This is a genomic window from Nocardioides sp. Root122 (genome assembly GCF_001425025.1).
Classification (GTDB): domain Bacteria; phylum Actinomycetota; class Actinomycetes; order Propionibacteriales; family Nocardioidaceae; genus Nocardioides.
Genome location: NZ_LMDE01000009.1, coordinates 184314 through 205505 on the forward strand (window position 1 = coordinate 184314; position 21192 = coordinate 205505).

Sequence of the window (21192 nt, forward strand, 5' to 3'; positions counted from 1 at the left end):
TTGTGGGCGGGGTACGACGCTGGGCCGGGGATGTGGTCTCCGAGGGGCTTTGCCTCCCACGTGAGATCTCGACGCGCCCGTCACGACCTCGTTCCTCGGTCGTGGGGCTCGCTCGATCTGGCCGAGCCCACGCGCGGACCTCGTCCCTCGGTCTGCGCTGCTCGTCTCAGATGTAGCGCTCGGTGATGCTGGACTCGGCGAGGCGGGAGAGGCCCTCGCGCACGCTGCGGGCGCGCAGCTCGCCGACGCCCTCGACGGCCTGCAGGTCGTCGATGCCGGCGGAGAGCAGCTGCTGGAGGCCGCCGAAGTGCTCGACGAGGCGGTCGACGACCGAGGCGGGGAGGCGGGGCACCTTGGCCAGGAGGCGGTAGCCGCGCGGGGCGACGGCCGCGTCGAGGTGCTCGGCCCCGCCCAGGCCGATGGCGCGGGCGACGGACGCGGGGTCGACGAGCTCGGTGGGGGAGAGCGCCTCCAGCTCCGCGAGCTGGGTCTGGGGGTTGGTCGGCCGGCGCCGGCCGCCGGGGAGGTAGTCGCGCACGACCAGCTCGCGCTCGGCGTCGACGCCGGTGACGAGCTCCTCGAGCTGGAGCGACAGCAGCCGGCCGTCGGTGCCGAGCTCGAGGACGTAGTCCTCGATCTCGCGAGCGATGCGGATCACCATCTCGAGACGCTGGGCGACGACCGCGACGTCGCGGACCGTGACCAGGTCCTCGATCTCCAGCGCGGACAGCGTGGCCGAGACCTCGTCGAGGCGGAGCTTGTAGCGCTCGAGCGTGGCGAGCGCCTGGTTGGCGCGGGAGAGGATCTTGCCGGAGTCCTCCAGCACGTGGCGGATGTCGCCGACGTAGGCGGCGATGATCTGCATCGACTGCGAGACCGAGATGACCGGGTGGCCGGTCTGCTTGGCGACGCGCTCCGCGGTGCGGTGGCGGGTGCCGGTCTCCTCGGAGGGGATCGTGTGGTCGGGCATCAGGTGCACGGCCGCGCGGTGCACGCGGGTGATGTCCTTGTCGAGGATGATCGCGCCGTCCATCTTGGCCAGCTCGCGCAGGCCGGTGGCGGTGAAGGGCACGTCGAGGGTGAACCCGCCGGTCGCGATCGACTCGACGACCTTGTCCTGCCCCAGCACGATCAGCGCGCCGGTGCGGCCGCGGAGGATCCGCTCGAGGCCGTCGCGCAGGGGTGTGCCGGGTGCGATCGACGCCAAGGTCGCGCGCAGCCGCAGCTGGTCGTCGATGCGCTCTGCCACCGGTCCTCCACCTTCACAGCGGCGCACCCCCGTGCACCCTCCGGGTGAAGTGTAGGGGCCCCGGTCAGAGTGGCGGGGTCAGTTCGAGCGTGAGCAGGGCGCCGAACACGTCGTCGACCTCGATCACCCGCAGTCCGTCGACCGTGCGGCGGCTCGGGATGCCGCGCTCGCTGGCGAGCGCGCGGCCGCGCGGGACCACCGCGACCTTGAAGCCGAGGCGAGCGGCCTCGGCGATCCGCTGGGGCAGGTCGCGCACCCGGCGCAGCTCTCCGGCGAGCCCGATCTCGCCGATCGCGACGGCGCCGCGCGGGGGCGGCACGCCGAGGTGGGAGCTCGCCACGGCGACGGCGATGGCCAGGTCGGCGGCCGGGTCGTGGAGCTTGGCCCCGCCGACCGTCGCGACGAAGGTGTCGCTGCCGGCGATGCGCAGGCGGGCGTGGCGCTGGAGCACCGCCAGGACCATGTCGACGCGCGAGGACTCGACGCCGGAGACCGTACGACGTGGGCGCTCGAGCGGCGACGGCGTCAGCAGCGCCTGCACCTCGGCGAGGAGCGGGCGACGCCCCTCCATGGTCACCGCGACGCAGGTGCCGGAGACGTCCTGCGTGTGGTGCTCGACGAACAGCCCGGTCGGGTCGGTGACGGCCTGGATGCCCTCGGAGGAGAGATCGAAGCAGCCGACCTCGTCGACGGGCCCGTAGCGGTTCTTCATCGCGCGGAGCATCCGGAAGCGGGAGTTGCGGTCGCCCTCGAAGTGGAGGACCACGTCGACGAGGTGCTCGAGCACCCTGGGGCCGGCGATGGAGCCGTCCTTGGTCACGTGACCGACGAGCACCGTGGTGATGTTGCGGGTCTTGGCGACCCGGATCAGGGCGGCAGCGACCTCCTTGACCTGGGTGACCCCGCCGGGCACGCCGTCGATGCCCGAGGCACCGATGGTCTGCACGGAGTCGACCACCAGGAGCGTGGGCCGCACCTCCTCGATGTGCGTCAGCACGGCACCGAGGTCGGTCTCGGCGGCGAGGAAGAGCTCGTCGTGGACACCGCCGGTGCGGTCGGCACGCAGCCTCACCTGCGCCGCCGACTCCTCGCCGGTGACGTAGAGGGTGCGCTGCCGGGTGCGCGCGGTCTGCGCGGCCACCTCGAGCAGCAGCGTGCTCTTGCCGACGCCGGGCTCGCCGGCGAGCAGGATCGCCGCGCCGGGCACCAGGCCACCGCCGAGGACGCGGTCGAGCTCCGGGACACCGCTGGACCGCGCCACCGACTCGGTGATCGAGACCTGCCCGATCGGCACCGCCGGCGTGGAGACGGGGCCGGCGGCGGCCCGCAGCGTCGGGGCGCCTGCCTCGGCGACGGATCCCCACGCCTGGCACTCGCCGCAGCGACCCACCCACTTGGCGGTCTCCCACCCGCACTCCGAGCAGCGGTAGGAGGAGCGGGTCTTCGCCTTGGTCGACATGGTCGTCACGCTAGGCGAGGGCACCGACAACCCCCGGGAGGCGTCACCGGGAGAACAGCGCCGCGATCTCCTCGAAACCACGGGACCGGGCGTGCTCGAGCGCGGTCACGCCGTCGCCGTCCGGGATGGCCGGGTCGGCGCCCGCGTCGAGCAGGATCCGCACGATGCGCTGCCAGGGCTCGGTCCCGCGACCGAGGACGACCGCTTCCAGCAGTGCGGTCCAGCCCAGGTCGTTGACGTGGTCGACGTCGATGTCGGTGTGGGCGACCACCCACCGGACGTAGTCGACGTGGCCGCGCTCGGAGGCAGGGATGATCGAGATGCCCCCGAACCGGTTGCGCAGCGTGAGGTCGGGCCGCGCCGTGACCAGCAGCCGGGCCATCGGCACCGATCCGGTCACGCCGGTGACCAACCACGGCGTGTCCTGCTGGTCGTCCACCGCATCGGGGTCCGCGCCGAGCCGGACCAGCAGCTGCGCCACCGCGAGGCGGTCCTCGGTCACTGCCAGCAGCAGCGGCGTACGCCGGCGGGCGTCGCGTGCCTCGAGGCGCGCCCCGGCCCGGATCGCCAGTGCCGCGGCGTCGGCGTCGCCGCGCCTGGCGGCCTGCTGGAGAGCCGCGTCCGGGTCGCCCACCGGGCGGCCGGCCCCGGCCAGGAGCCGAGCGAGGTCGGCGTACCCCATCTCCCGCGCGTGCTGCTCCGCGGTGAGCCCGTCGCGACCGGAACGGATGGTCGTGTCGACCCCGGCCGCGAGCAGCACCCGGACCGTGGCCCGCGCCGTGCCGGCGCCGTCTCCGAGCACGACCGCCTCGTGCAGGGCGGTCCAGCCGAGGTCGTTGACGTGGTCGAGCTCGATGCGGGTCTGCACGAGCCGGCCGACCACGTCGGCGAGGCCGCGCTCGGCCGCGCGGATCAGCCCGGTGCCGTCGAAGCCGTCGTGCGCGCCCACGTCCGCACCGTGGCGCAGGGTGAGGTCCAGCAGCTCGACCGGGCCCTCGCTGGTGGCGATGAGGAAGGCGCTCTGCCGGGTGCCGTCCTGGGCGTTGACGTCGGCGCCGCGACGGACCAGCCGGCGGGCGCGGTCGACGTCGCCGGCCCACGCGGCCTCGATCAGCGCGGCGTCGAGCGCCGGGTCGGCGGTCGGGTCGGCGGTCGGTTCGCCGGAGGGTTCGGGCACGGAGTCCTTCGTGGGGTGCGGAGAGGCGCTGGAGCTGGGGGACGCGCTCGCGGGGGCCGTGCGGTCCGCCTCCAGCGGCTCCGCCGAGCACCCGACCGTCCCGAGGACGGCGACCGCCCCGGCCAGGCGTACGGCGGGGGAGGTGTGCCTCATGCCCGGATCCTCCCAGCAGCGCCCAACCGTCCGGTCTGGACCATGTGTCCACAGGTCCGCGCTCGCGCTGTGGATCATGCCCGGATCCTGTGGACGGTACGCCGAGGGGAGGCGGGACGGCTCCACGACGCGGGTCCATCCGGGCGGGACGCTTCGGCGCACCGACCGACGTGGCTGGGTGACGCAGCCGCGGGGACCATCGAGGAGGAGCCGTCGGCCGGAGGTCGTCACATGATCCGGTCACCCTTCGTCCGTCCGGCACGCAGGGGTCGGCTTATGCTGACGGCCTTGGATCGATCAAGGGGGTGCGGCATGGGCCGCAGCGAGAGGCTCGGCAGCCAGCTGCCGGTGACGCCGCCGACGCTGGCCGACGTCGCCGAGCGCGCGGGCGTCTCGCGCCAGACGGTCTCCAACGCCGTCAACAACCCCGACCTGCTCCGGCCCGACACCCTCGAGCGGGTCCGGCAGACCATCGCCGAGCTCGGCTACTCGCCCAACCGTGCCGCCCGCAACCTGCGCACCCGCACCTCCTCCCTCATCGGGCTGCGTTTCGCGCCGGCCCAGGAGGGCACCGCCAACGCGGCGATGGACCGCTTCGTGCACTCGCTGGTCGAGGCCAGCGAGGAGGTCGGCTACCACGTCCTGCTCTTCCCCGGCGACGACGAGGACCCGGTCGGCGGCTACGACAACCTGCTCCGCTCCACCGCCGTGGACGCCTTCGTCGTCACCGACACCTACCTCGGCAACCCGCAGGCCGCCTGGCTGAGCCAGCAGCGGGCGCCCTTCGTCGCGTTCGGCCGGCCGTGGGACGACGACGAGGCCCGCCACGTGTGGGTCGACGTCGACGGCGCCGCCGGCACCCGCCTGGCCACGCAGCACCTGATCGACCGCGGCCACACCCGGATCGCCTGGATCGGCTGGCGCAAGGACTCCCCGATCGGCGAGGACCGGCGCTCCGGCTGGCTGCAGACCATGCACGCCAACGGTCTCGCCACGACCGGGCTCGCCTCCCGGGTGGAGGACGTCGTGCACAGCGGTGCGGAGGCGGCTGCGGTGCTCCTCGACGAGTCGGAGCCCACGGCGTTCGTCTGTGCCTCCGACACGCTGGCCATGGGGGTGCTGCACACGCTGTGGATCCGGCAGCTGGCGCCGGGCAAGGACATCGCCGTCGTCGGCTTCGACGACTCCCAGGTGGCACAGGTCTACCCGGTCGGGCTGACGTCCGTGCGCCAGCCGCTGGAGGACGTGGCCGTCGAGATCATCAAGACCCTGCGCGCGCTGCTGTCGCACCAGCCGGTCGAGACGCGCGGTGTCCTCCTCACGCCGACCCTCGCGATCCGCGAGTCGAGCTAGTAGTCGCGCCACCAGAGGTTGACGGCGTAGTCGACCTCGGTGCCGGTGTGCGACGCGAGCGCCTCCTCCGCCGCCTTGGGCGGGAGCTCGATGCGCACCACCGCCTCGAGGTCCTCGCGCGAGGCGAAGGCCCACCCCATGTCGATCGGGCGGCGCCGCCAGCCCTGGCGCGACCAGAACCGCTCGACCGCGACCGGGTCGACCTCGGGGAAGCCACGCCGGAACCAGCGTCCGAACGTCGAGCGCGTCGGGTCGTTGTCGATCACGAACGCCGTGCCCCCACGGCGTACGACACGGTCGAGCTCGCGCAGCCCCGGCTCGGACCCCGGCCCGAAGAAGTACGCCCACCGGGCGTGCACCACGTCGACCGAGGCGTCCGGCACCGGCAGCGACTGGGCCGTGCCCTCGAGCACGGTGACCTGCGGCAGGGACCGCGTACGCCGTCGCGCGAGCGCCGCCAGCGGAGGGTGCGGCTCGACGCCGACCACCCGCTGCGCGGTCGAGGCCCACACCGGGAGGTGGAACCCGCTGCCGCAACCGACGTCGAGCAGGGTGCGGCCCGACCAGTCGCCGAGCTCGCGCATCGCCGTGACGATCCGGCCGTGCGGGTCGGCGGCGCGGTTCTCGAGCTCGTAGAGCTCGGGGGTGTTCCAGATGTTCGGGGAAGGGCGAACCCTCAAGGCCGGACCCTCAGAGACGCACGAGCCCGTTGGGCGTCTGGATCTGGACGGCCACGATGCCGGGGGTGCCGTTGGGGGCGACCCACTCGACCTTGACGTCCTCGAGCGGTGCCTCGACCGTCTCGCCGAGCCACTCGCTGACCCGCTGCGGGTCGCCGGCGATCTCCAGGCAGTGCAGGGAGAAGTCGCCCGACGCGCCGTTGCTGGGGTGCATCGCCGAGGGCGACTGCCACTGGATGAAGAACGGCAGCTGCGGGTCGGAGAGCAGGCCGTTGACGCCGATCTGCTGCCAGACCAGCTCGGTGCCGTCGGGGCGGTGGCGGTTGCCCTTGACGGCCTCACGGCCCAGCCGGCTCTCGATCGGAGCGATGTCGTCGACGGAGACGACCCAGCCGAGCCAGCCGCCGCCGAGCGCGGAACGCGCGCGGACGGCCTGGCCGAAGGGAGCCTTGTCGCTGGCCGGGTGGTCGAGCACCTCGACGATCTCCATGTAGGTGCCGTCGGCCAGCGGAAGGATCATGTTGCGGGTGCCGAATCGAGGGTGGACTCCACCATCGAGGAAGTCGGTGCCGAGCAGCCCCCCGAGGCGCTGGGCTGTGCTGGCAAGTCCATCAGGTCCGGCGGCGAAGCTGACGTGGTCCAGGCGCATGCACAGATTGTGAGCCGGGTACCCGTGATTGGTCACACCGGGGTCGGGTTCTCTTGACGTCGAGAATCTGTGCCGCGCGGTCAGCGAGGGTCGGCCGGGTGCAGCGCGAGGGCCGACCGGGACCGCACGTGCGCCTCGCTGTGGCGCACCAGCTCGGCGTAGCCCAGGGGCCCCATCAGCTCGACGAGCTCGGCCTCGTGGGTGACGTAGACGGGCTCCGCGGCGACGTGCGCCTCGGTGTTCCCGGAGCAGTACCAGTCGAGGTCGTGCCCGCCGGGACCCCAGCCGCGCCGGTCGTACTCACCGATCGACACCTCGGTGTACGACGTCCCGTCCTGCACCTCGACGGTGCGGAACTGGCGGCGGATCGGCAGCTGCCAGCACACGTCGGGCTTGGTCTCGAGCGGGTTGCGGCCCTGCCGGAGCGCCAGGCCGTGCAACGCGCAGCCGGCGCCGCTCGCGAAGTCGGTGCGGTTGTGGAAGACGCACGCCTGCTGGCCGTCGTGCTCGATCGCGAGGGTTTTGCGCTCGCCCTCGTCGTCGGTCTCGATCCAGTCGGCCCTGCGCACCGCCCGCCGCGGGTGGAACTGCCAGTCGTCCGGGGTGAGCTGGGCGACGAAGCCGGCGACCCGCTTCTCGTCGTCCTTGTCGGCGAAGTGGGCGCCCAGCGTGCAGCACCCGACGTCAGGTGCGTCGGCATAGATGCCCTGGCAGCCCTGCCCGAAGATGCACGTGTAGGACGACGTGAGCCACGTCAGGTCGCACTTGAACACCTGGGTCTCGTCGGCCGGGTCGGCGAACTCGACGAACGCGCGGGGAAAGACGAGGTCGACTTCGGGCACGGGCAGAGCCTAGTAGCGTGGCAGGCATGCGCCTGGGCGTCCTCGACATCGGCTCCAACACCGGCCACCTGCTGGTGGTGGATGCGCACGGCGGCGCGGCCCCGCTGCCGGCCTCCTCGCACAAGCAGCCGCTGCGCCTGGCCGAGCACCTCGACGACGACGGCGCGGTCACCAAGAAGGGCATCAAGGCCCTCACCGACTTCTGTGCATCCGCCATGGAGGCCGCCGAGGACAAGGGCTGCGAGGAGATGCTCGGCTTCGCGACCTCCGCGGTGCGCGACGCGGTCAACTCCGACGACGTCCTGGCCCACGTGGAGAAGCACAGCGGCGTGACGCTCGAGGTGCTGTCGGGTGAGGACGAGGCGCGCCTGACCTTCCTCGCCGTACGCCGCTGGTTCGGGTGGTCGGCCGGGCGGCTGGCGGTCTTCGACATCGGCGGCGGGTCGCTCGAGATCGCCGGCGGCACCGACGAGAACCCCGACGTGGCGTGGTCCCTGCCGCTGGGTGCGGCGCGGATGGCGCGGTCGTGGTTCGCGGGCGGACGTCCGAGCGACGACGACGTCCGCGAGCTGCGCAAGCAGGTCCGCGCCGAGATCGCCCGCGACGCCGGGCACCTGCTGCGCCCCGGGGTGCCGGACAAGGCCGCCGCGACGTCGAAGACGTTCCGCTCGCTGGCGCGCATCTGCGGCGCCGCGCCCAGCGGTGACGGGCCGCTGGTGCCGCGCGTGCTCGAGCTGGAGACGCTCTCGGGGTGGATCCCGAAGCTGATGGACATGTCGCCCGACGAGCTGGCCGACCTGCCGGGGGTCTCGGCGAGCCGGACGCACCAGATCGTGCCCGGAGCCCTCGTCGCCGAGGCGTGCATGGACATCTTCGACCTCACCGAGCTCGAGGTGTGCCCGTGGGCGCTGCGTGAGGGCGTCATCCTCGAGCGGCTCGATCAGATCTCGGTCGTGACGAGGGCGCACTGATCCCATGGCCCCCCACGACGGCCCGCTGATCGGCCTCTCCACCGCCTCGGTGTACCCCGAGTCGACGGCGCACGCCTTCGGCTGGGCGGCCTCGCTGGGCTACGACGCCGTCGAGGTGATGGTGGGCATCGACGCGCTCAGCCAGCAGGTCGACGCGGTCAAGAAGCTCAGCGACCACCACCAGGTCCCCATCTGCGCGGTCCACGCTCCGTGCCTGCTGTTCACGCAGCGGGTGTGGGGGACGGACCCGTGGGGCAAGCTCGAGCGGTCGGCCGAGATGGCCGAGGCCGTCGGCGCCGACGTGGTCGTGGTGCACCCGCCCTTCCGGTGGCAGAAGGACTACGCCGCCGGCTTCGTGGAGGGGATCGCCTCCCTCGAGGCGCGCACCGGCATCGCCTTCGCGGTGGAGAACATGTATCCGTGGCGCGCCTCCTCGCGGCGCGGCATGGAGATGTACCTCCCCGGCTGGGACCCGAGCGACTCCGACTACGCCAACACCACGATCGACCTGTCCCACGCGGCGATCGCGCGAAGCGACGTCATCGAGATGGCCGAGCGGATGGGGGAGAGCCTCCGGCACATCCACCTCACCGATGGGACCGGGTCGGCCAAGGACGAGCACCTCGTCCCGGGGCGCGGCGTGATGCGCGCCGAGGAGTTCCTGCAGCACCTCGCGGGCACCGGCTTCTCCGGTCACGTGGTGCTGGAGATCAACACCCGGCGCGCTGCCACCCGCGCCGAGCGCGAGGCCGACCTGGTCGAGTCGCTGGCGTTCGCGCGGTCCCACCTCGGGGTGACCACGAAATGACCCGTCGGTGAGCACGCGCACGTCCCGCGGCCGGCGCCCGGGAGCCCCGGACACGCGCGCCCAGGTGCTCGACGCCGCGCGTGCGTCCTTCGCCGAGAAGGGCTTCCGGGCCACCACGATCCGTGCCGTGGCGTCGACCGCCGGCGTCGACCCCGCGCTCGTCCACCACTACTTCGGCACCAAGGACAACCTGTTCCTGGCGGCACTGGAGATGCCGGTCGACCCGCGGGAGCTGCTGGCACCGGTGGTGCGGCAGGGCCCGGACGGTGCGGGGGAGCGGTTGTTGCGCACGTTCCTGTCCGCGTGGGACGACCCGGACATCCAGGTGCGGCTGCTCGCGGTGGTGCGCTCCGTGCTCGACGACGACGGTGGCCAGCTGCTCAAGGAGGGCTTCATCCCGGTCGTCGTCGGGCCGGTCCTGGCCCAGCTCGTCGCCGACCAGCCGGAGGTCCGGATCCCGCTGGTGGTCAGCCAGGTGGTCGGGCTGATCGTCGCGCGCTACGTCCTGGCCCTGCCGCCGATGGCACTCATGCCGGCCGACGACCTGGTCGTGCGCATGGGCCCGGTGATCCAGCACTACCTGACCGGCGACCTGGGCGCCGGACCGGCCCGACCCGTCTAGCCCGGTGCCCGCATCCGCAGTCCTACGGATGCGCCGCGGACCACCAGCGCAGCAGTCTGGTCGGCATGTCACCCACCGCAGAAGGCCGTACGCCCCGCCACGGGCGCGAGAGCTTCTTCATCGAGGGCGAGGGGATGGTCGGCCCCGACGACGCCGCAGCCGTCCCGCCCGTCACCGCCCGCGCCAACACCACGGCCGCCAGCGGTCCCGCGCTCGAGGCCGCGCCCACGTTCCGCTTCTCGCGCGTGGGACCGCGCGGCGTACGCCTGCCCGAGGCGACGCTGCGCAAGGTAGCGCTGGCGATGACCGGGGGCTCGGAGGTCGACGGCACCATCCCGGCCGGCTTCACCTACCTCGGCCAGTTCGTCGACCACGACCTGACCTTCGACGCCACCACGGTCGCCCTCGGCGACGGCATCTCGCCGGCGGCGCTGCTCCAGGGTCGCTCGCCGACGCTCGACCTCGACAGCATGTACGGCTCCGGCCCGCTCGACCCGGTCTCGGCGGGCTTCTACGAGTCGGACCGCACGCGTCTCAGGGTCGGCAGGACCACGCGGTTCGGCGGCGACAAGGCCCGCGCCGGCTTCGACCTGCCGCGCGTGGACACCGGCTCGGCCACGGAGCCGCGCAAGGCCGACATCCCGGACTTCCGCAACGACGAGAACCTCGTCGTCGCGCAGACGCACGCGGCGATGATCCGCTTCCACAACCGCGTCGTCGCGGGGCTCGGACCGTCGACGCCGGCTGCGGACCGCTTCGAGAAGGCACGCCGCAAGGTCGTCCTGCACTACCAGTGGATGCTGCGCACCGACTACCTGCCGAAGATCTGCGACGGCGACGTGGTCACCGATGTGTTCACCAACGGACGCGCGGTGGTCGAGCCGGGCGCCGACCCGCTGAGCATGCCGACGATGCCGATCGAGTTCTCCGTCGCCGCCTTCCGGCTGGGGCACTCGATGATCCGCGAGGGCTACGACTGGAACGCCCGCTTCCCCGACGGGTCGGGCACCCTGGACTTCCTCTTCACCTTCTCGCGCACGAGCGGCGACCTCGGCGGGAACCCGACGCTGCCGTCGAACTGGATCGCGGACTGGCGGCGGATGTACCGCTTCTCCCAGATCGGCCACGACGAGCTCAAGCCGCCGAGGGGGGCGTTCAACCTCGCGCGGCGCATCGACACCCGGCTCGTCGACCCGCTCGCCCGTCTGCCGATCGGCTCGTTCGGGGGCAGGAACGCCGACGCCGGCACGATCCGCGCCAACCTCGCCTTCCGCAACCTGGTGCGGGCCCGGATGCTGCGGCTGGCGAGCGGGCAGCAGATGGCCGCGCTGCTCCGCTCGAAGGGCGTCGCGGTGGCCACGCTGACCAAGGCGCAGCTGCGCGACGGGACGGGGGCATCGTCGGCCACCCTCGACGGGCTCACCGACGCCCAGCGCGAGGCGTTCCTCAAGGACACGCCGCTGTGGTTCTACGTCCTGCGCGAGGCCGAGCTCAACGGCGGCACCCTCACCGGTGTCGGTGCCCGGCTGGTCGTCGAGACCTTCCACCGCGCGATGGAGGGGAGCACGCACTCGATCGTGCGCAGTCCCGGCTTCCGCCCGGACCTCGGTGAGAAGGACGGCCGCTTCCGGATGGCCGACCTGCTGCTGTTCGCCTTCGAGGGCCAGGAGGCGCTGCTCGCGCCGTTGGGCGACTGAGGCCCGGGAGCGGGTTGACGACGGGATCACCCGCGCGCATAATTCAACACATGATGAAAAAGGTCATCGCGGTGCGCGACCTCGTTGTCGTACGAGGTGAGCGCGAGGTGCTGCCGGGCATCTCCCTCGACGTCTCGGCCGGGGTCACCGGCCTGCTCGGCCCCAGTGGCTGCGGCAAGACCACGCTCATGCGCAGCCTCGTCGGTGCGCAACGGGTGCGGTCCGGCACGGTGGAGGTGCTCGGCGAGCCGGCCGGCAGCGCGTCCCTGCGCGACCGGATCGGCTACGTCACGCAGGCGGCGAGCGTCTACGACGACCTGACCGTCGCGGAGAACTTGGCGTTCTTCGCGCGCGTGCTCGGGGTCGACCGCGCCTCCGTCGACGAGGCCGTCGCCGCGGTCGCGCTGGACGACCACCGCGACCAGGTCGTCGGGCGGCTCTCCGGCGGCCAGCGCAGCCGGGCCGGCCTGGCGGTCGCGCTGCTCGGCAAGCCCGACCTGCTCGTGCTCGACGAGCCGACGGTCGGCCTCGACCCCGTCCTGCGCCGCGACCTGTGGGAGCTGTTCCACCGGATCGCCGACGCCGGGGCAGCGGTCCTCGTCTCGAGCCACGTCATGGACGAGGCCGAGCGCTGCCACCGCCTCCTGCTGATGCGGGAGGGCCGGATCATCGCCGACGGATCGCCCGACGAGATCCGCGAGCGCACCGGGACCACCGACATCGAGGCGGCGTTCCTGCACCTCGTCGAGGACACGGAGCCGGCCGCATGAGCTCCCCCCACGACGTTCTCCGCTGCGCTCCCCCGGACCACGCCGCAGGGACCCCGAGATGAGCGGCCGGATCACCCTCGCCGTCGCGGGCCGGGTGCTCAGGCAGGTGCGCCGTGACCACCGCACCCTCGCGATGCTCCTGGTCGTGCCCTGCGTCCTGATCAGCCTGCTCTGGTGGATGTTCGAGGACCTGCCCGGCGACCTCTTCGACCGCTTCGGGCCCGGGCTGCTGGCGATGTTCCCCTTCATCGTCATGTTCCTGGTGACCAGCGTGACCACGCTGCGCGAGCGCTCCTCGGGCACCCTCGAGCGCCTGCTCACGATGCCGATGGGCAAGCTGGACTTCCTCCTGGGCTACGCCCTGGCCTTCGGCCTGCTGGCCGCCGTGCAGTCCGCCCTCGCGGTGGCGGTCAGCGTCGGGCTCCTCGGGCTCGAGGTGCACGGGTCGGTGTGGCTGCTCGGCGTCGTCGCCGTGGCGGACGCCGTCCTCGGCACCGCGCTCGGCCTCCTCGTCAGCGCCTTCGCCACCACCGAGTTCCAGGCGGTGCAGTTCATGCCGGCGTTCGTGCTGCCCCAGATCCTCCTGTGCGGCCTGTTCGTGCCGCGCGAGGCGATGCCCGGGGTGCTCGAGGCCGTCAGCAACGTGCTGCCGATGTCGTACGCCGTCGACGCGATGCAGGAGCTCGTCGGCGCCGCGGACACCGGCGCGATCTGGCGCTCGGTCGCGATCGTCGCCTGCTTCGCGCTGGCGTCGCTCGGGCTGGGGGCGGCGACGCTCAGGCGCCGGACGCCCTGACGCGGTCGGGAGGGGTGGAGGAGGTGTGAAGGTTCGAGTCGGGATCGGCGTAGCCTTCGCACCATGTCGTTGCTCCGCCAGCCGATCCTGCTCCTCGCCCGCAGTCAGGGGGTCAAGAAGCTCGTCTCGACGATGCCCGTCTCCAGCGGGATCGTGACCAGCTACGTCCCCGGTGAGGGCACGGCCGACGCGGTCTCCGCCACCTCCACGCTGGTGCAGGACGGCCTGCGGGTCACGCTCGACTACCTCGGCGAGGACACCACCGACGCCGCCCAGGCCGAGGCGACCGTGGCGGCCTACAAGGACGTCCTGGCCGACCTCACCGCGAAGGGCCTGGCCCCGCACGCCGAGGTCTCGGTCAAGCTCAGCGCGATCGGGCAGTTCCTCCCCGACAACGGGCACAAGGTCGCGCTCGAGAACGCCCGCGACATCTGCCGCGCCGCCCGCAACGCCGGCACGACGGTCACCCTCGACATGGAGGACCACACCACCACCGACTCGACGCTGTCGATCCTGCGCGAGCTCCGCAAGGACTTCCCCGAGACCGGAGCCGTCCTGCAGGCGATGCTGCACCGCACCGAGGCCGACTGCCGCGCGCTGGCCTACGAAGGCTCGCGCGTGCGCCTGTGCAAGGGCGCCTACATGGAGCCCGCGGACGTCGCCTTCCAGGAGAAGGTCGAGATCGACAAGTCCTATGTCCGCTGCCTCAAGGTGCTGCTCGGCGGCCAGGGCTACCCGATGATCGCCACCCACGACCCGCGGATGGTCCAGATCGCCTCCTCGCTCGCGAGCCGCTTCGGTCGCCAGCCGGGGACCTACGAGTTCCAGATGCTCTACGGCATCCGCCCCGAGGAGCAGAAGCGTCTCGCGGCCGCCGGCGAGACGGTGCGCGTCTACATCCCCTACGGCACCGAGTGGTACGGCTACCTGATGCGCCGCCTGGCCGAGAAGCCCCAGAACCTCGCCTTCTTCCTCCGATCGCTGGTCAGCAAGAAATAGGCTCGACCGGCGGCAGTAGATTGCTTCCATGAGCACTGCGATCATCGGCGCCGGCGTGATGGGCGAGACCCTCCTGTCCGGGCTGGTGCGTGCCGGGCGCCGCGTCGACCAGCTGATGGTCGGCGAGAAGCGAGCCGACCGGGCCCGGGAGCTCGAGGAGCGCTACGGCGTCGCGGTCGTCTCCAACCGCGAGGCCGCGGCGAAGGCCGACACCGTCGCCCTCGTGGTCAAGCCGCAGGACATGGATGACGTCCTCGCCGAGATCTCCCCGGAGCTGCGGGCCGGCCAGCTGGTCGTCTCCCTGGCCGCCGGCATCACCACGGCCTTCATCGAGTCCCGCGTGCCCGAGGGCGTCGCCGTCGTCCGGGTGATGCCCAACACCCCCGCCCTCGTGGACGAGGGCATGGCCGCGATCTCTCCCGGCTCCCACTGCGACGACGCGCACCTCGCCGAGGTCGAGTCGCTGATGGCCTCCACCGGCAAGGTGCTGCGGATCCCCGAGAAGCAGATGGACGCGGTCACCGCGATCTCCGGGTCCGGACCGGCCTACATCTTCTTCGTCGTGGAGTCGATGATCGAGGCGGGCGTGCACCTCGGCCTGCCCCGCGCGACCGCGACCGACCTCGTGGTGCAGACGCTCGTCGGCTCCGCGGCGATGCTGCGCGAGACCGGCACCCACCCCGTCGTCCTGCGCGAGCAGGTCACCTCGCCGAGCGGCACCACCGCCTCGGCCCTGCGCGAGCTGGAGATCCACCGGGTCCGGGCGGCGTTCCTCGCCGCCATGGAGGCCGCACGCAACCGCTCCCGCGAGCTGGCCGAAGGTTCCTGACGGCACCTGACAACCTCCCCGACGGGGGTGGAGTTGTGGTGGGTGTGACGAGACGACACCCGATGATCGACCGGGACGACCAGGCCGCCTTCGAGGCGTTCGTCCGCAGGTCCTCCGACCGGTTGCTCCGCACCGCGCTGCTGCTCTGCGGGGACCGCGGGCACGCGGAGGACATGGTGCAGACGGCCCTGCTGCGAACGGCGCGACGGTGGTCCACCGCACGACGGGACCCCGATGCGTACGCCCGCCGTGTGGTGGTCAACCTCGCCAAGGACCGGTGGCGCCTGCTGCGCCGACGGTTCGCCGAGGCTCCGCTGGAGATCGACGTCGCCGTGCCCGTGACCGACGGGCTCGCCGACCGCGACCTCCTCCTGGCCGCCACCCGGCAGCTGCCGGCCGGCCAGCGGGCCGTGCTGGTGCTGCGCTACTTCGACGACCTCAGCGTCGCCGACACGGCGGCCGCGCTCGGCTGCTCGACGGGCACCGTCAAGTCACAGACCGCACGCGCCCTGGACCGCCTCCGGGCCGCGTTGACCAGTGAGAGGGAGAAGACCAGTGCTGACCGATGACGACCTGACCCGACAGCTGGGTGCAGCCTTCGAGCACGCGACCCGGGACACGACGTACGACGGCGCGGCCCCGCGGGTGCGCACCCGTCCCGCGTGGGTGGCGCCGGGCTGGGTGGCCCTGCCGGCCGCAGGCGCCGTGGCTGCAGCGGTGCTCGTGATGGGCTCGACCGGCGACGCTCCGTCGTCGCCGGCGCCCGACGCCGCACCCGGCGCCACCACCGCCGCGCCGTCCCCGACCTCGTCCGCCGAGGGCACGGTGACCGAGACGTTCACGCTCGCCGGGATGACGTTCACCTACGAGCGGGGCGCGGACGAGGCGTCCATCGACGACCAGTTCCTCCGCGTCTACGACCCCGGCCAGCTGCCCGGCTGGGCCCAGCCGGTCGAGCTCGAGAGCGGCGCGTCCGCGAAGGTGTGGGTCGGCCAGGATCCGGCGACCGGCGACGTCAGCATGTTCGTCGCGTCGCCGGAGCGATGGAGCGGGACGCTGACCGGCCTCGCCTCGCCGACCCTCTCCGTCGAGCAGATGACGCAGCTTGCCCGGACCGGCACGCTCAGCTGAGGACGACCCTCTGATCGAGGACGGCCGGGCGCGGGGGCGCCCGGCCGTCGTCGTCGAAACCCGCTCTGCACGGGGGTTTCCGGCCGACGACCGGGTCTCGTCTGATCGGTCACGTTCGCTGGTGTTCGGCGTAACTGCGAGTGACAATGGAAGTGACCAACCGGTTGATTCCCGCGGATCTAAGTGGGGTGGTGGTCATGTCCGCGGCACCTCGAAGAAGCTCACCACTCTCGGGAATGGCCAGGGCAGCACTGGTCCTCGCGCTCGCTGGAATCGTCGCCGTCCTCAGTGGCGGCATGCTGTTCCTCACCGCCGGCAGCGCAACCTCGGTGAACACGACCGGGGACACGCCCTGCGTGCCCTCCGACCCGTGGACCGAGACGACCGACTGGATCCTCGTCTCTCCCGGAGACGGCTGGCGCCAGGTCGACCAGCGCACCGTGGTGGACCAGGAGGCGTACGACGAGGTGGTGCAGGGGGCCTACGTCCAGCACTACTCGTGGAGGGGCGGGCGGCGCGCCCACGACGATCCGCCGACCGTGGTGCCGCCGCATGAGAACTGGGTGGCGAACACCCGCAGCGAACCGCACGAGAACGGTGGGGGCAACCCGGCCACGTGGTTGGACGAGAGCCTTCACTACACCGCCAACTCGGATCACTCGGCGTCGTGGTTCTACCTCGAGCACGTCCCGGCCGTCGTGGTCCACCACGATGCGGTGACCCACGAGGAGTTCATGTTCGCCTTCGACCACCCGGCCGTGGTCTGCCCGACGGAGCCGCCCACGACYGAGCCGCCGACGACGCCGCCCACGACCGAGCCGCCGACGACGGAGCCGCCGACGACGCCGCCCACGACCSAGCCGCCCGTCACGGAGCCACCCGAGGTGCTCCCGACCACGGCGACCGCCTCGCCGGAGCCGAGCCAGGAGCCGTCCGAGGAGGTCGCGCCGGAACCGAGCGCGCAGGCCGATGACACCGAGGTGCTCGGGGTCGAGGCGTCCCAGCCGCCGGCTCCTCCCGCGCAGGTGCCGACCGTCGTCGACGCGGGTCTCTCGGCGGACACCGGCACCGGGGCCTCCCCGGCCCAGCAGTGGGGCGTGGTCCTCGCTGCGGTCGGCCTGGTGATGCTGGCTGCGGCTGGCGGAGTGCTGACCAGGTCCCGACGCGGCTGAGACGCCCGGGGCGTCACCCGGCTCGGCGGGTCACGCCCCGACGTCGTGACCTCGGTGAAGGAGCGTGCCGTGCGACCTCGTCGCCTCGTGCCACTCGCCCGCCGTACCGCACTGGTCGGCGGCGCGGTGGCACTCGTCGTCGTGACGGCGATGCTGCTCGGGGCTCGCTCCGGCGAGGTCCCCGCGCCACCGGCTGCCGACACGTCGGCGGGCGTGGTCACCGGACAGCCCGCCACCCCTGCGCCGCCCCGCGATCCCTCCCGGACCGGGCACGACGCGGCGCCCGGTACGCCCGTGGCGCTGCGCGTGCCTGCCCTGGGGCTGCGCGCGCCCGTGGTCGGCGTCGCGCTCGCCGCGGACGGCGCGCTGGTGCCGCCGGCCGACGCGCGAGTGGTCGGGTGGTGGAGCGGGGGAGTGCGGCCGGGCAGCCGGCGAGGGGCAGCGCTGCTGACCGGGCACACGGTCCACGACGGGGCCGGGGTCTTCGACGACCTGGCCCGGCTCGAGGTCGGCGACGCCGTCGAGGTCCTCACCCGTCGCCGCGTGCTCGACTTCAGGGTGTGGCAGGTCCGTGAGGTGACGAGGACCCGACTCGCGGCGAGCGCAAGCCGGCTCTTCGACCAGACGGGCGACGCCACGCTGGTCCTGGTGACGTGCAGCGACTGGGACGGCGTGCGCTACCTCGGCAACACGGTCGTGGTGGCCCGCGCCGAGGGGGAGTAGGCCCCGGCAGTGCGTCGCCTCAGGTGCCGCGCAGCTGGCGCACGACTGCCAGCGCGTCGTCGACCACGCCACGCACGAGCGGCAGCCGGGTCAGGCGGACGGATCGGTCGACCACCGGGACGATGCCGGCGACCAGGGTGCGCGTACGTCGCTGACCGGGGCTGTCGTCGTGCACCCAGAAGAGCACGACGCCCATGTGCAGCAACCAGAGCAGCTCGGGGAGCTCGTCCCGCAGTGCCGGCGCGACCTTGAGGTCCGAGCCCTCGACGGCACGGCGGAACAGCGAGGTGCTGGCCTCGCGTGCTGGCGCGGACTCGGCGGAGAACGGCGACAGGGGCGACCGGGGATCGGCTGCGTTGCGGAAGAACTGCACGCCGAAGTCGTGGAACGGCTCGGCCACCTCGATGAACGACTCCATCACCCCTCGGAGGCGGTCGGCGAACGAGGGCTGCTCGAGCGACTGCTCCGCCGCGGCCGCATGCTCGACCTGGATCTGGTCGTAGAACGCCTGCACGAGCTCCTCCTTGCCGGAGAAGTAGTAGTACGCGCTGCCCAGCGACACGCCTGCCTCGGTGGCGATCGCCCGCATGGTGGTGGCGTCGTACCCGCCGGCGCGGAACAGCGTCATCGCGGCGTCGACGATGCCGGCGCGGGTCTGCTCGGCCTTGGTCGTCCGTCCGGCCGTTCGCTCGTCAGGCACGCACACCACCCTGGGAGGCCGGCGGACGAGACGGCTGGAAGCCCGCGAGCCACCGGGCCATCGGACCGCCGAACAGGGAGGCGCCGCCGAGTGCGACCACCCACCACAGCACGTTCGTGCCCGACAGGGAACGGTCCGCCCCCTCCGCCAGGGCGGTGACCACCACGGGCGCGGCCATGGTGAGCGGCGGGAGAACCAAGCCGAGCCGGTACGCCCGGTGCCTGGCGACCTCGCGGGACAGGTGCGATCCCACGAGGAAGGTCATCTCGAGACCCACGACCAGGCCCACCGCCAGACCAGCGATCGCGCCGAAGAACCCGCCCAGCATCGCGATCGGTACGACGGCGCCGAGCGCCGCGACCGATCCGTCAGCCCGGGCGAGCGTGACGTCGTCGGCGACCAGCGCCACCACGAGCAGCAGCACCGCGCCCGTCGCCGCCCCTGCCGCAGCCCCCAGCAGGCCGCCCATCGGCACCCACAGGACCTGCGGTCGCCAGCGGGGGACGTCCACGAGCGGCTCCTCTCGACTGTGTCCGGTGCACAGTGGCACAGGAATTGAACATGTTCAAGACGGTCCGCTGGGCGGACAGGGCTGCGGGCGGGAGTAACGTCCGCCACATGGAGTGCGCGGGTCCCACGTCGGTCGTCTTCGACCAGACGCTGACGGAGTACAACTTCGGCCCCACGCACCCGATGTCGCCGATCCGGGTCGACCTGACGATGCGGCTGGCGGAGGAGCTCGGTGTGCTCGACGGCATCAAGCGCGTCGACGCCCCCGTCGCGACCGACGAGCAGATCGCGACCGTCCACGACCAGGGGCTGATCGATGCCGTCACCCGAGCGGGCGCGACCCCCGGGTTCGAGGACGCCTCGCGCGGGCTCGGCACCGAGGACGACCCGGTGTTCCAGGACATGCACCTCGCCAGCGCTCACGTCGTGGGCGCCAGCCTCGAGGCGTTCCGCCAGGTGTGGAGTGGGGAGTCGCTGCACTCGGTGAACATCGCCGGCGGCCTCCACCACGCGATGCCCGACCGGGCCAGCGGCTTCTGCATCTACAACGACGTCGCCGTCGGCATCAAGCAGCTGCTCGCCGACGGGGTGGAGCGCGTGGCCTACGTCGACATCGACGTCCACCACGGGGACGGCGTCGAGAAGATCTTCTACGACGACCCGCGGGTCCTGACCATCTCCCTGCACGAGACGGGGCAGATGCTCTTCCCCGGCACGGGGTTCCCGACCGACACCGGCGGCCCCGCGGCCGAGGGCAGCGCGGTCAACGTGGCGCTCCCGCCCGGCACCGCCGACGCCGGCTGGCTGCGCGCCTTCCATGCCGTCGTACCTCCGCTGCTGCGGGAGTTCGGTCCGCAGGTGCTGGTCACCCAGCACGGCTGCGACTCCCACATGAACGACCCGCTCGCCCACATGATGCTCAGCGTCGACGGCCAGCGCGCCGCCTACCTCGCGCTCCACGACCTCGCCCACGAGGTCGCCGACGGACGCTGGGTGGTCACGGGCGGCGGCGGCTACTCGGTGGTCGACGTGGTGCCGCGGGCGTGGACGCACCTGCTCGCGATCGCCTCCGGGCGACCGCTCGACCCGACCACTCCGACGCCCCCGGGATGGCGGGCGTACGTCGAGGAGGTGCTCGGCGCCACCGCCCCGCACCGGATGACCGACGGTCGCACGCCGGCCTACCGCGACTGGTCGGGCGGCTACGACCCGGAGACCTGGCTGGACCGCGCGATCCACGCGACGCGCATGGAGGTCTTCCCGCTCCACGGCCTCGACCCGCTGCCCTGACCCTGCTCGTCGTGCGCCCGGGCAAAGGGCCGGGACGGTAAAGAATCAAACCGACACGCCGCGAGTCCCACAAGTTTCTCTGGCATTCCTCTTCCCCACGCGTCACGCGAGCCCTAATGTCAGTCGAAGCGGCACGCCTGTGACGCCGGCGCGGAAGCCGGCGCCGTCGCCGCGAGAAGGATCGGTGCACACACCATGGCTGAGAACACCCCTGGCGACATGTCCGAGGCCCATTTCCTCACCATCGCCGAGGTCGCGGCCAAGATGCGCGTCTCCAAGATGACGGTCTACCGGCTCGTGCACGGTGGTGAGCTGCCCGCCGTCCGCGTCGGCCGCTCCTTCCGCGTCACCGAGGACGACGTGAACGAGTACCTCCGCAAGAGCTTCTACAACGCAGGCTGAGCCCGCCGGGGCCCACCCGGACGCGATTCCGCGCTGCACACCACTGCCAAGTAGGGTGTGCGGGGTCCGGCCGACGAGCGTCGGCCGAAAGGAAAGGTCTCACCGTGGGTTCTGTCATCAAGAAGCGGCGCAAGCGCATGGCCAAGAAGAAGCACCGCAAGCTGCTCAAGAAGACGCGCGTCCAGCGCCGCAAGCTCGGCAAGTAACACC

Annotated in this window: 24 protein-coding genes; 16 read left to right on the top strand and 8 right to left on the bottom strand. The window is 72.4% G+C overall.

Annotation, left to right across the window (positions count from 1 at the left end; translation table 11 throughout):
- Positions 1–166: 166 nt before the first annotated feature.
- From disA to ASC64_RS21610, 3 genes are all read right to left on the bottom strand, one after another.
- Positions 167–1249, bottom strand: coding sequence for a DNA integrity scanning diadenylate cyclase DisA (gene disA, locus ASC64_RS08155; RefSeq protein WP_235563588.1), 1083 nt, complete (start codon positions 1247–1249; stop codon positions 167–169).
- A gap of 64 nt (positions 1250–1313) precedes the next feature.
- Complete coding sequence (gene radA, locus ASC64_RS08160; protein WP_056907041.1) at positions 1314–2708, bottom strand: DNA repair protein RadA; 1395 nt, start codon at positions 2706–2708, stop codon at positions 1314–1316.
- Positions 2709–2751: 43 nt separating this feature from the next.
- Positions 2752–4038 carry an ankyrin repeat domain-containing protein gene (locus ASC64_RS21610; RefSeq protein ID WP_156385090.1) on the bottom strand — a complete coding sequence of 429 codons (1287 nt, stop codon included), beginning with the start codon at positions 4036–4038 and terminating at the stop codon, positions 2752–2754.
- Positions 4039–4350: 312 nt separating this feature from the next.
- Between ASC64_RS21610 and ASC64_RS08170 the strand changes: the two genes are divergently transcribed.
- Complete coding sequence (locus tag ASC64_RS08170; RefSeq protein ID WP_056907042.1) at positions 4351–5391, top strand: LacI family DNA-binding transcriptional regulator; 1041 nt, start codon at positions 4351–4353, stop codon at positions 5389–5391.
- Here ASC64_RS08170 and ASC64_RS08175 read toward each other — a convergent pair.
- From ASC64_RS08175 to ASC64_RS08185, 3 genes are all read right to left on the bottom strand, one after another.
- A complete protein-coding gene (locus ASC64_RS08175) occupies positions 5388–6071 on the bottom strand; it encodes a class I SAM-dependent methyltransferase (RefSeq protein WP_056907043.1) in 684 nt (227 codons plus the stop codon). The two genes, ASC64_RS08170 and ASC64_RS08175, sit on opposite strands and share 4 nt — an antisense overlap.
- 10 nt (positions 6072–6081) lie before the next feature.
- Positions 6082–6720, bottom strand: coding sequence for a VOC family protein (locus ASC64_RS08180; protein WP_056907044.1), 639 nt, complete (start codon positions 6718–6720; stop codon positions 6082–6084).
- Positions 6721–6800: 80 nt separating this feature from the next.
- The gene (locus ASC64_RS08185; protein ID WP_056907045.1) at positions 6801–7562 is read right to left on the bottom strand and encodes a hypothetical protein; all 762 of its coding nucleotides are present in this window, start codon (positions 7560–7562) and stop codon (positions 6801–6803) included.
- A gap of 26 nt (positions 7563–7588) precedes the next feature.
- On the opposite strand from ASC64_RS08185, the gene ASC64_RS08190 reads away from it, so the two are divergent.
- From ASC64_RS08190 to ASC64_RS08245, 12 genes are all read left to right on the top strand, one after another.
- The gene (locus ASC64_RS08190) at positions 7589–8533 is read left to right on the top strand and encodes a Ppx/GppA phosphatase family protein (protein ID WP_056907046.1); all 945 of its coding nucleotides are present in this window, start codon (positions 7589–7591) and stop codon (positions 8531–8533) included.
- A 4-nt stretch (positions 8534–8537) separates the two neighbouring features.
- Entirely contained in the window at positions 8538–9341 is an 804-nt protein-coding gene (locus ASC64_RS08195) for a sugar phosphate isomerase/epimerase family protein (RefSeq protein ID WP_056907047.1), read from the top strand.
- A 7-nt stretch (positions 9342–9348) separates the two neighbouring features.
- On the top strand, positions 9349–9963 hold the full coding sequence (locus ASC64_RS08200; protein WP_056907048.1) for a TetR/AcrR family transcriptional regulator: 615 nt from the start codon (positions 9349–9351) through the stop codon (positions 9961–9963).
- A gap of 65 nt (positions 9964–10028) precedes the next feature.
- The gene (locus ASC64_RS08205) at positions 10029–11660 is read left to right on the top strand and encodes a peroxidase family protein (RefSeq protein ID WP_156385091.1); all 1632 of its coding nucleotides are present in this window, start codon (positions 10029–10031) and stop codon (positions 11658–11660) included.
- Positions 11661–11710: 50 nt separating this feature from the next.
- Positions 11711–12430, top strand: coding sequence for an ABC transporter ATP-binding protein (locus tag ASC64_RS08210; RefSeq protein ID WP_056907049.1), 720 nt, complete (start codon positions 11711–11713; stop codon positions 12428–12430).
- A gap of 58 nt (positions 12431–12488) precedes the next feature.
- On the top strand, positions 12489–13226 hold the full coding sequence (locus ASC64_RS08215; RefSeq protein ID WP_056907050.1) for an ABC transporter permease: 738 nt from the start codon (positions 12489–12491) through the stop codon (positions 13224–13226).
- A 63-nt stretch (positions 13227–13289) separates the two neighbouring features.
- On the top strand, positions 13290–14225 hold the full coding sequence (locus ASC64_RS08220; RefSeq protein ID WP_235563590.1) for a proline dehydrogenase family protein: 936 nt from the start codon (positions 13290–13292) through the stop codon (positions 14223–14225).
- A 28-nt stretch (positions 14226–14253) separates the two neighbouring features.
- Positions 14254–15054 (top strand): pyrroline-5-carboxylate reductase, encoded by an 801-nt coding sequence (proC, locus tag ASC64_RS08225; RefSeq protein WP_056907051.1) that lies wholly within the window; start codon positions 14254–14256, stop codon positions 15052–15054.
- Positions 15055–15116: 62 nt separating this feature from the next.
- Positions 15117–15623 carry a SigE family RNA polymerase sigma factor gene (locus ASC64_RS08230; RefSeq protein WP_056907052.1) on the top strand — a complete coding sequence of 169 codons (507 nt, stop codon included), beginning with the start codon at positions 15117–15119 and terminating at the stop codon, positions 15621–15623.
- On the top strand, positions 15610–16185 hold the full coding sequence (locus ASC64_RS08235) for a hypothetical protein (RefSeq protein ID WP_056907053.1): 576 nt from the start codon (positions 15610–15612) through the stop codon (positions 16183–16185). Before ASC64_RS08230 ends, ASC64_RS08235 begins: the two co-directional genes overlap by 14 nt.
- Before the next feature lie 236 nt (positions 16186–16421).
- The gene (locus tag ASC64_RS08240; RefSeq protein WP_056907054.1) at positions 16422–17357 is read left to right on the top strand and encodes a hypothetical protein; all 936 of its coding nucleotides are present in this window, start codon (positions 16422–16424) and stop codon (positions 17355–17357) included.
- A gap of 69 nt (positions 17358–17426) precedes the next feature.
- A complete protein-coding gene (locus tag ASC64_RS08245; protein WP_235563591.1) occupies positions 17427–18080 on the top strand; it encodes a class F sortase in 654 nt (217 codons plus the stop codon).
- Between the two features lie 19 nt (positions 18081–18099).
- Here ASC64_RS08245 and ASC64_RS08250 read toward each other — a convergent pair whose 3' ends face one another.
- Together ASC64_RS08250 and ASC64_RS08255 are read right to left on the bottom strand one after the other, a co-directional pair.
- A complete protein-coding gene (locus tag ASC64_RS08250; RefSeq protein WP_235563594.1) occupies positions 18100–18780 on the bottom strand; it encodes a TetR family transcriptional regulator in 681 nt (226 codons plus the stop codon).
- Entirely contained in the window at positions 18773–19291 is a 519-nt protein-coding gene (locus ASC64_RS08255; protein ID WP_056907056.1) for a hypothetical protein, read from the bottom strand. Before ASC64_RS08255 ends, ASC64_RS08250 begins: the two co-directional genes overlap by 8 nt.
- A gap of 107 nt (positions 19292–19398) precedes the next feature.
- Here ASC64_RS08255 and ASC64_RS08260 point away from each other — a divergent pair, with 107 nt between their 5' ends.
- The 3 genes from ASC64_RS08260 to ASC64_RS21615 all read left to right on the top strand — a co-directional run bounded on the left by ASC64_RS08260 (position 19399) and on the right by ASC64_RS21615 (position 21188).
- The gene (locus tag ASC64_RS08260) at positions 19399–20580 is read left to right on the top strand and encodes an acetoin utilization protein AcuC (protein ID WP_056907057.1); all 1182 of its coding nucleotides are present in this window, start codon (positions 19399–19401) and stop codon (positions 20578–20580) included.
- A gap of 195 nt (positions 20581–20775) precedes the next feature.
- Complete coding sequence (locus ASC64_RS08265) at positions 20776–20982, top strand: helix-turn-helix domain-containing protein (RefSeq protein WP_156385092.1); 207 nt, start codon at positions 20776–20778, stop codon at positions 20980–20982.
- 104 nt (positions 20983–21086) lie between these two features.
- Positions 21087–21188: a 30S ribosomal protein bS22 gene (locus tag ASC64_RS21615; protein ID WP_008356322.1), complete on the top strand. Its 102-nt coding sequence runs from the start codon at positions 21087–21089 to the stop codon at positions 21186–21188.
- Positions 21189–21192 lie beyond the last annotated feature (4 nt).

What these genes read in the sequence shown, in the direction of transcription:
- radA (WP_056907041.1), bottom strand. Translation starts at nt 2,708, where the DNA reads ATGTCGACCAAGGCGAAGACCCGCTCCTCCTACCGCTGCTCGGAGTGC.
- ASC64_RS21610 (WP_156385090.1), bottom strand. Translation starts at nt 4,038, where the DNA reads ATGAGGCACACCTCCCCCGCCGTACGCCTGGCCGGGGCGGTCGCCGTC.
- ASC64_RS08170 (WP_056907042.1), top strand. Translation starts at nt 4,351, where the DNA reads ATGGGCCGCAGCGAGAGGCTCGGCAGCCAGCTGCCGGTGACGCCGCCG.
- ASC64_RS08180 (WP_056907044.1), bottom strand. Translation starts at nt 6,720, where the DNA reads ATGCGCCTGGACCACGTCAGCTTCGCCGCCGGACCTGATGGACTTGCC.
- ASC64_RS08190 (WP_056907046.1), top strand. Translation starts at nt 7,589, where the DNA reads ATGCGCCTGGGCGTCCTCGACATCGGCTCCAACACCGGCCACCTGCTG.
- ASC64_RS08195 (WP_056907047.1), top strand. Translation starts at nt 8,538, where the DNA reads ATGGCCCCCCACGACGGCCCGCTGATCGGCCTCTCCACCGCCTCGGTG.
- ASC64_RS08205 (WP_156385091.1), top strand. Translation starts at nt 10,029, where the DNA reads ATGTCACCCACCGCAGAAGGCCGTACGCCCCGCCACGGGCGCGAGAGC.
- ASC64_RS08210 (WP_056907049.1), top strand. Translation starts at nt 11,711, where the DNA reads ATGATGAAAAAGGTCATCGCGGTGCGCGACCTCGTTGTCGTACGAGGT.
- ASC64_RS08215 (WP_056907050.1), top strand. Translation starts at nt 12,489, where the DNA reads ATGAGCGGCCGGATCACCCTCGCCGTCGCGGGCCGGGTGCTCAGGCAG.
- ASC64_RS08220 (WP_235563590.1), top strand. Translation starts at nt 13,290, where the DNA reads ATGTCGTTGCTCCGCCAGCCGATCCTGCTCCTCGCCCGCAGTCAGGGG.
- proC (WP_056907051.1), top strand. Translation starts at nt 14,254, where the DNA reads ATGAGCACTGCGATCATCGGCGCCGGCGTGATGGGCGAGACCCTCCTG.
- ASC64_RS08230 (WP_056907052.1), top strand. Translation starts at nt 15,117, where the DNA reads ATGATCGACCGGGACGACCAGGCCGCCTTCGAGGCGTTCGTCCGCAGG.
- ASC64_RS08260 (WP_056907057.1), top strand. Translation starts at nt 19,399, where the DNA reads ATGGAGTGCGCGGGTCCCACGTCGGTCGTCTTCGACCAGACGCTGACG.
- ASC64_RS08265 (WP_156385092.1), top strand. Translation starts at nt 20,776, where the DNA reads ATGGCTGAGAACACCCCTGGCGACATGTCCGAGGCCCATTTCCTCACC.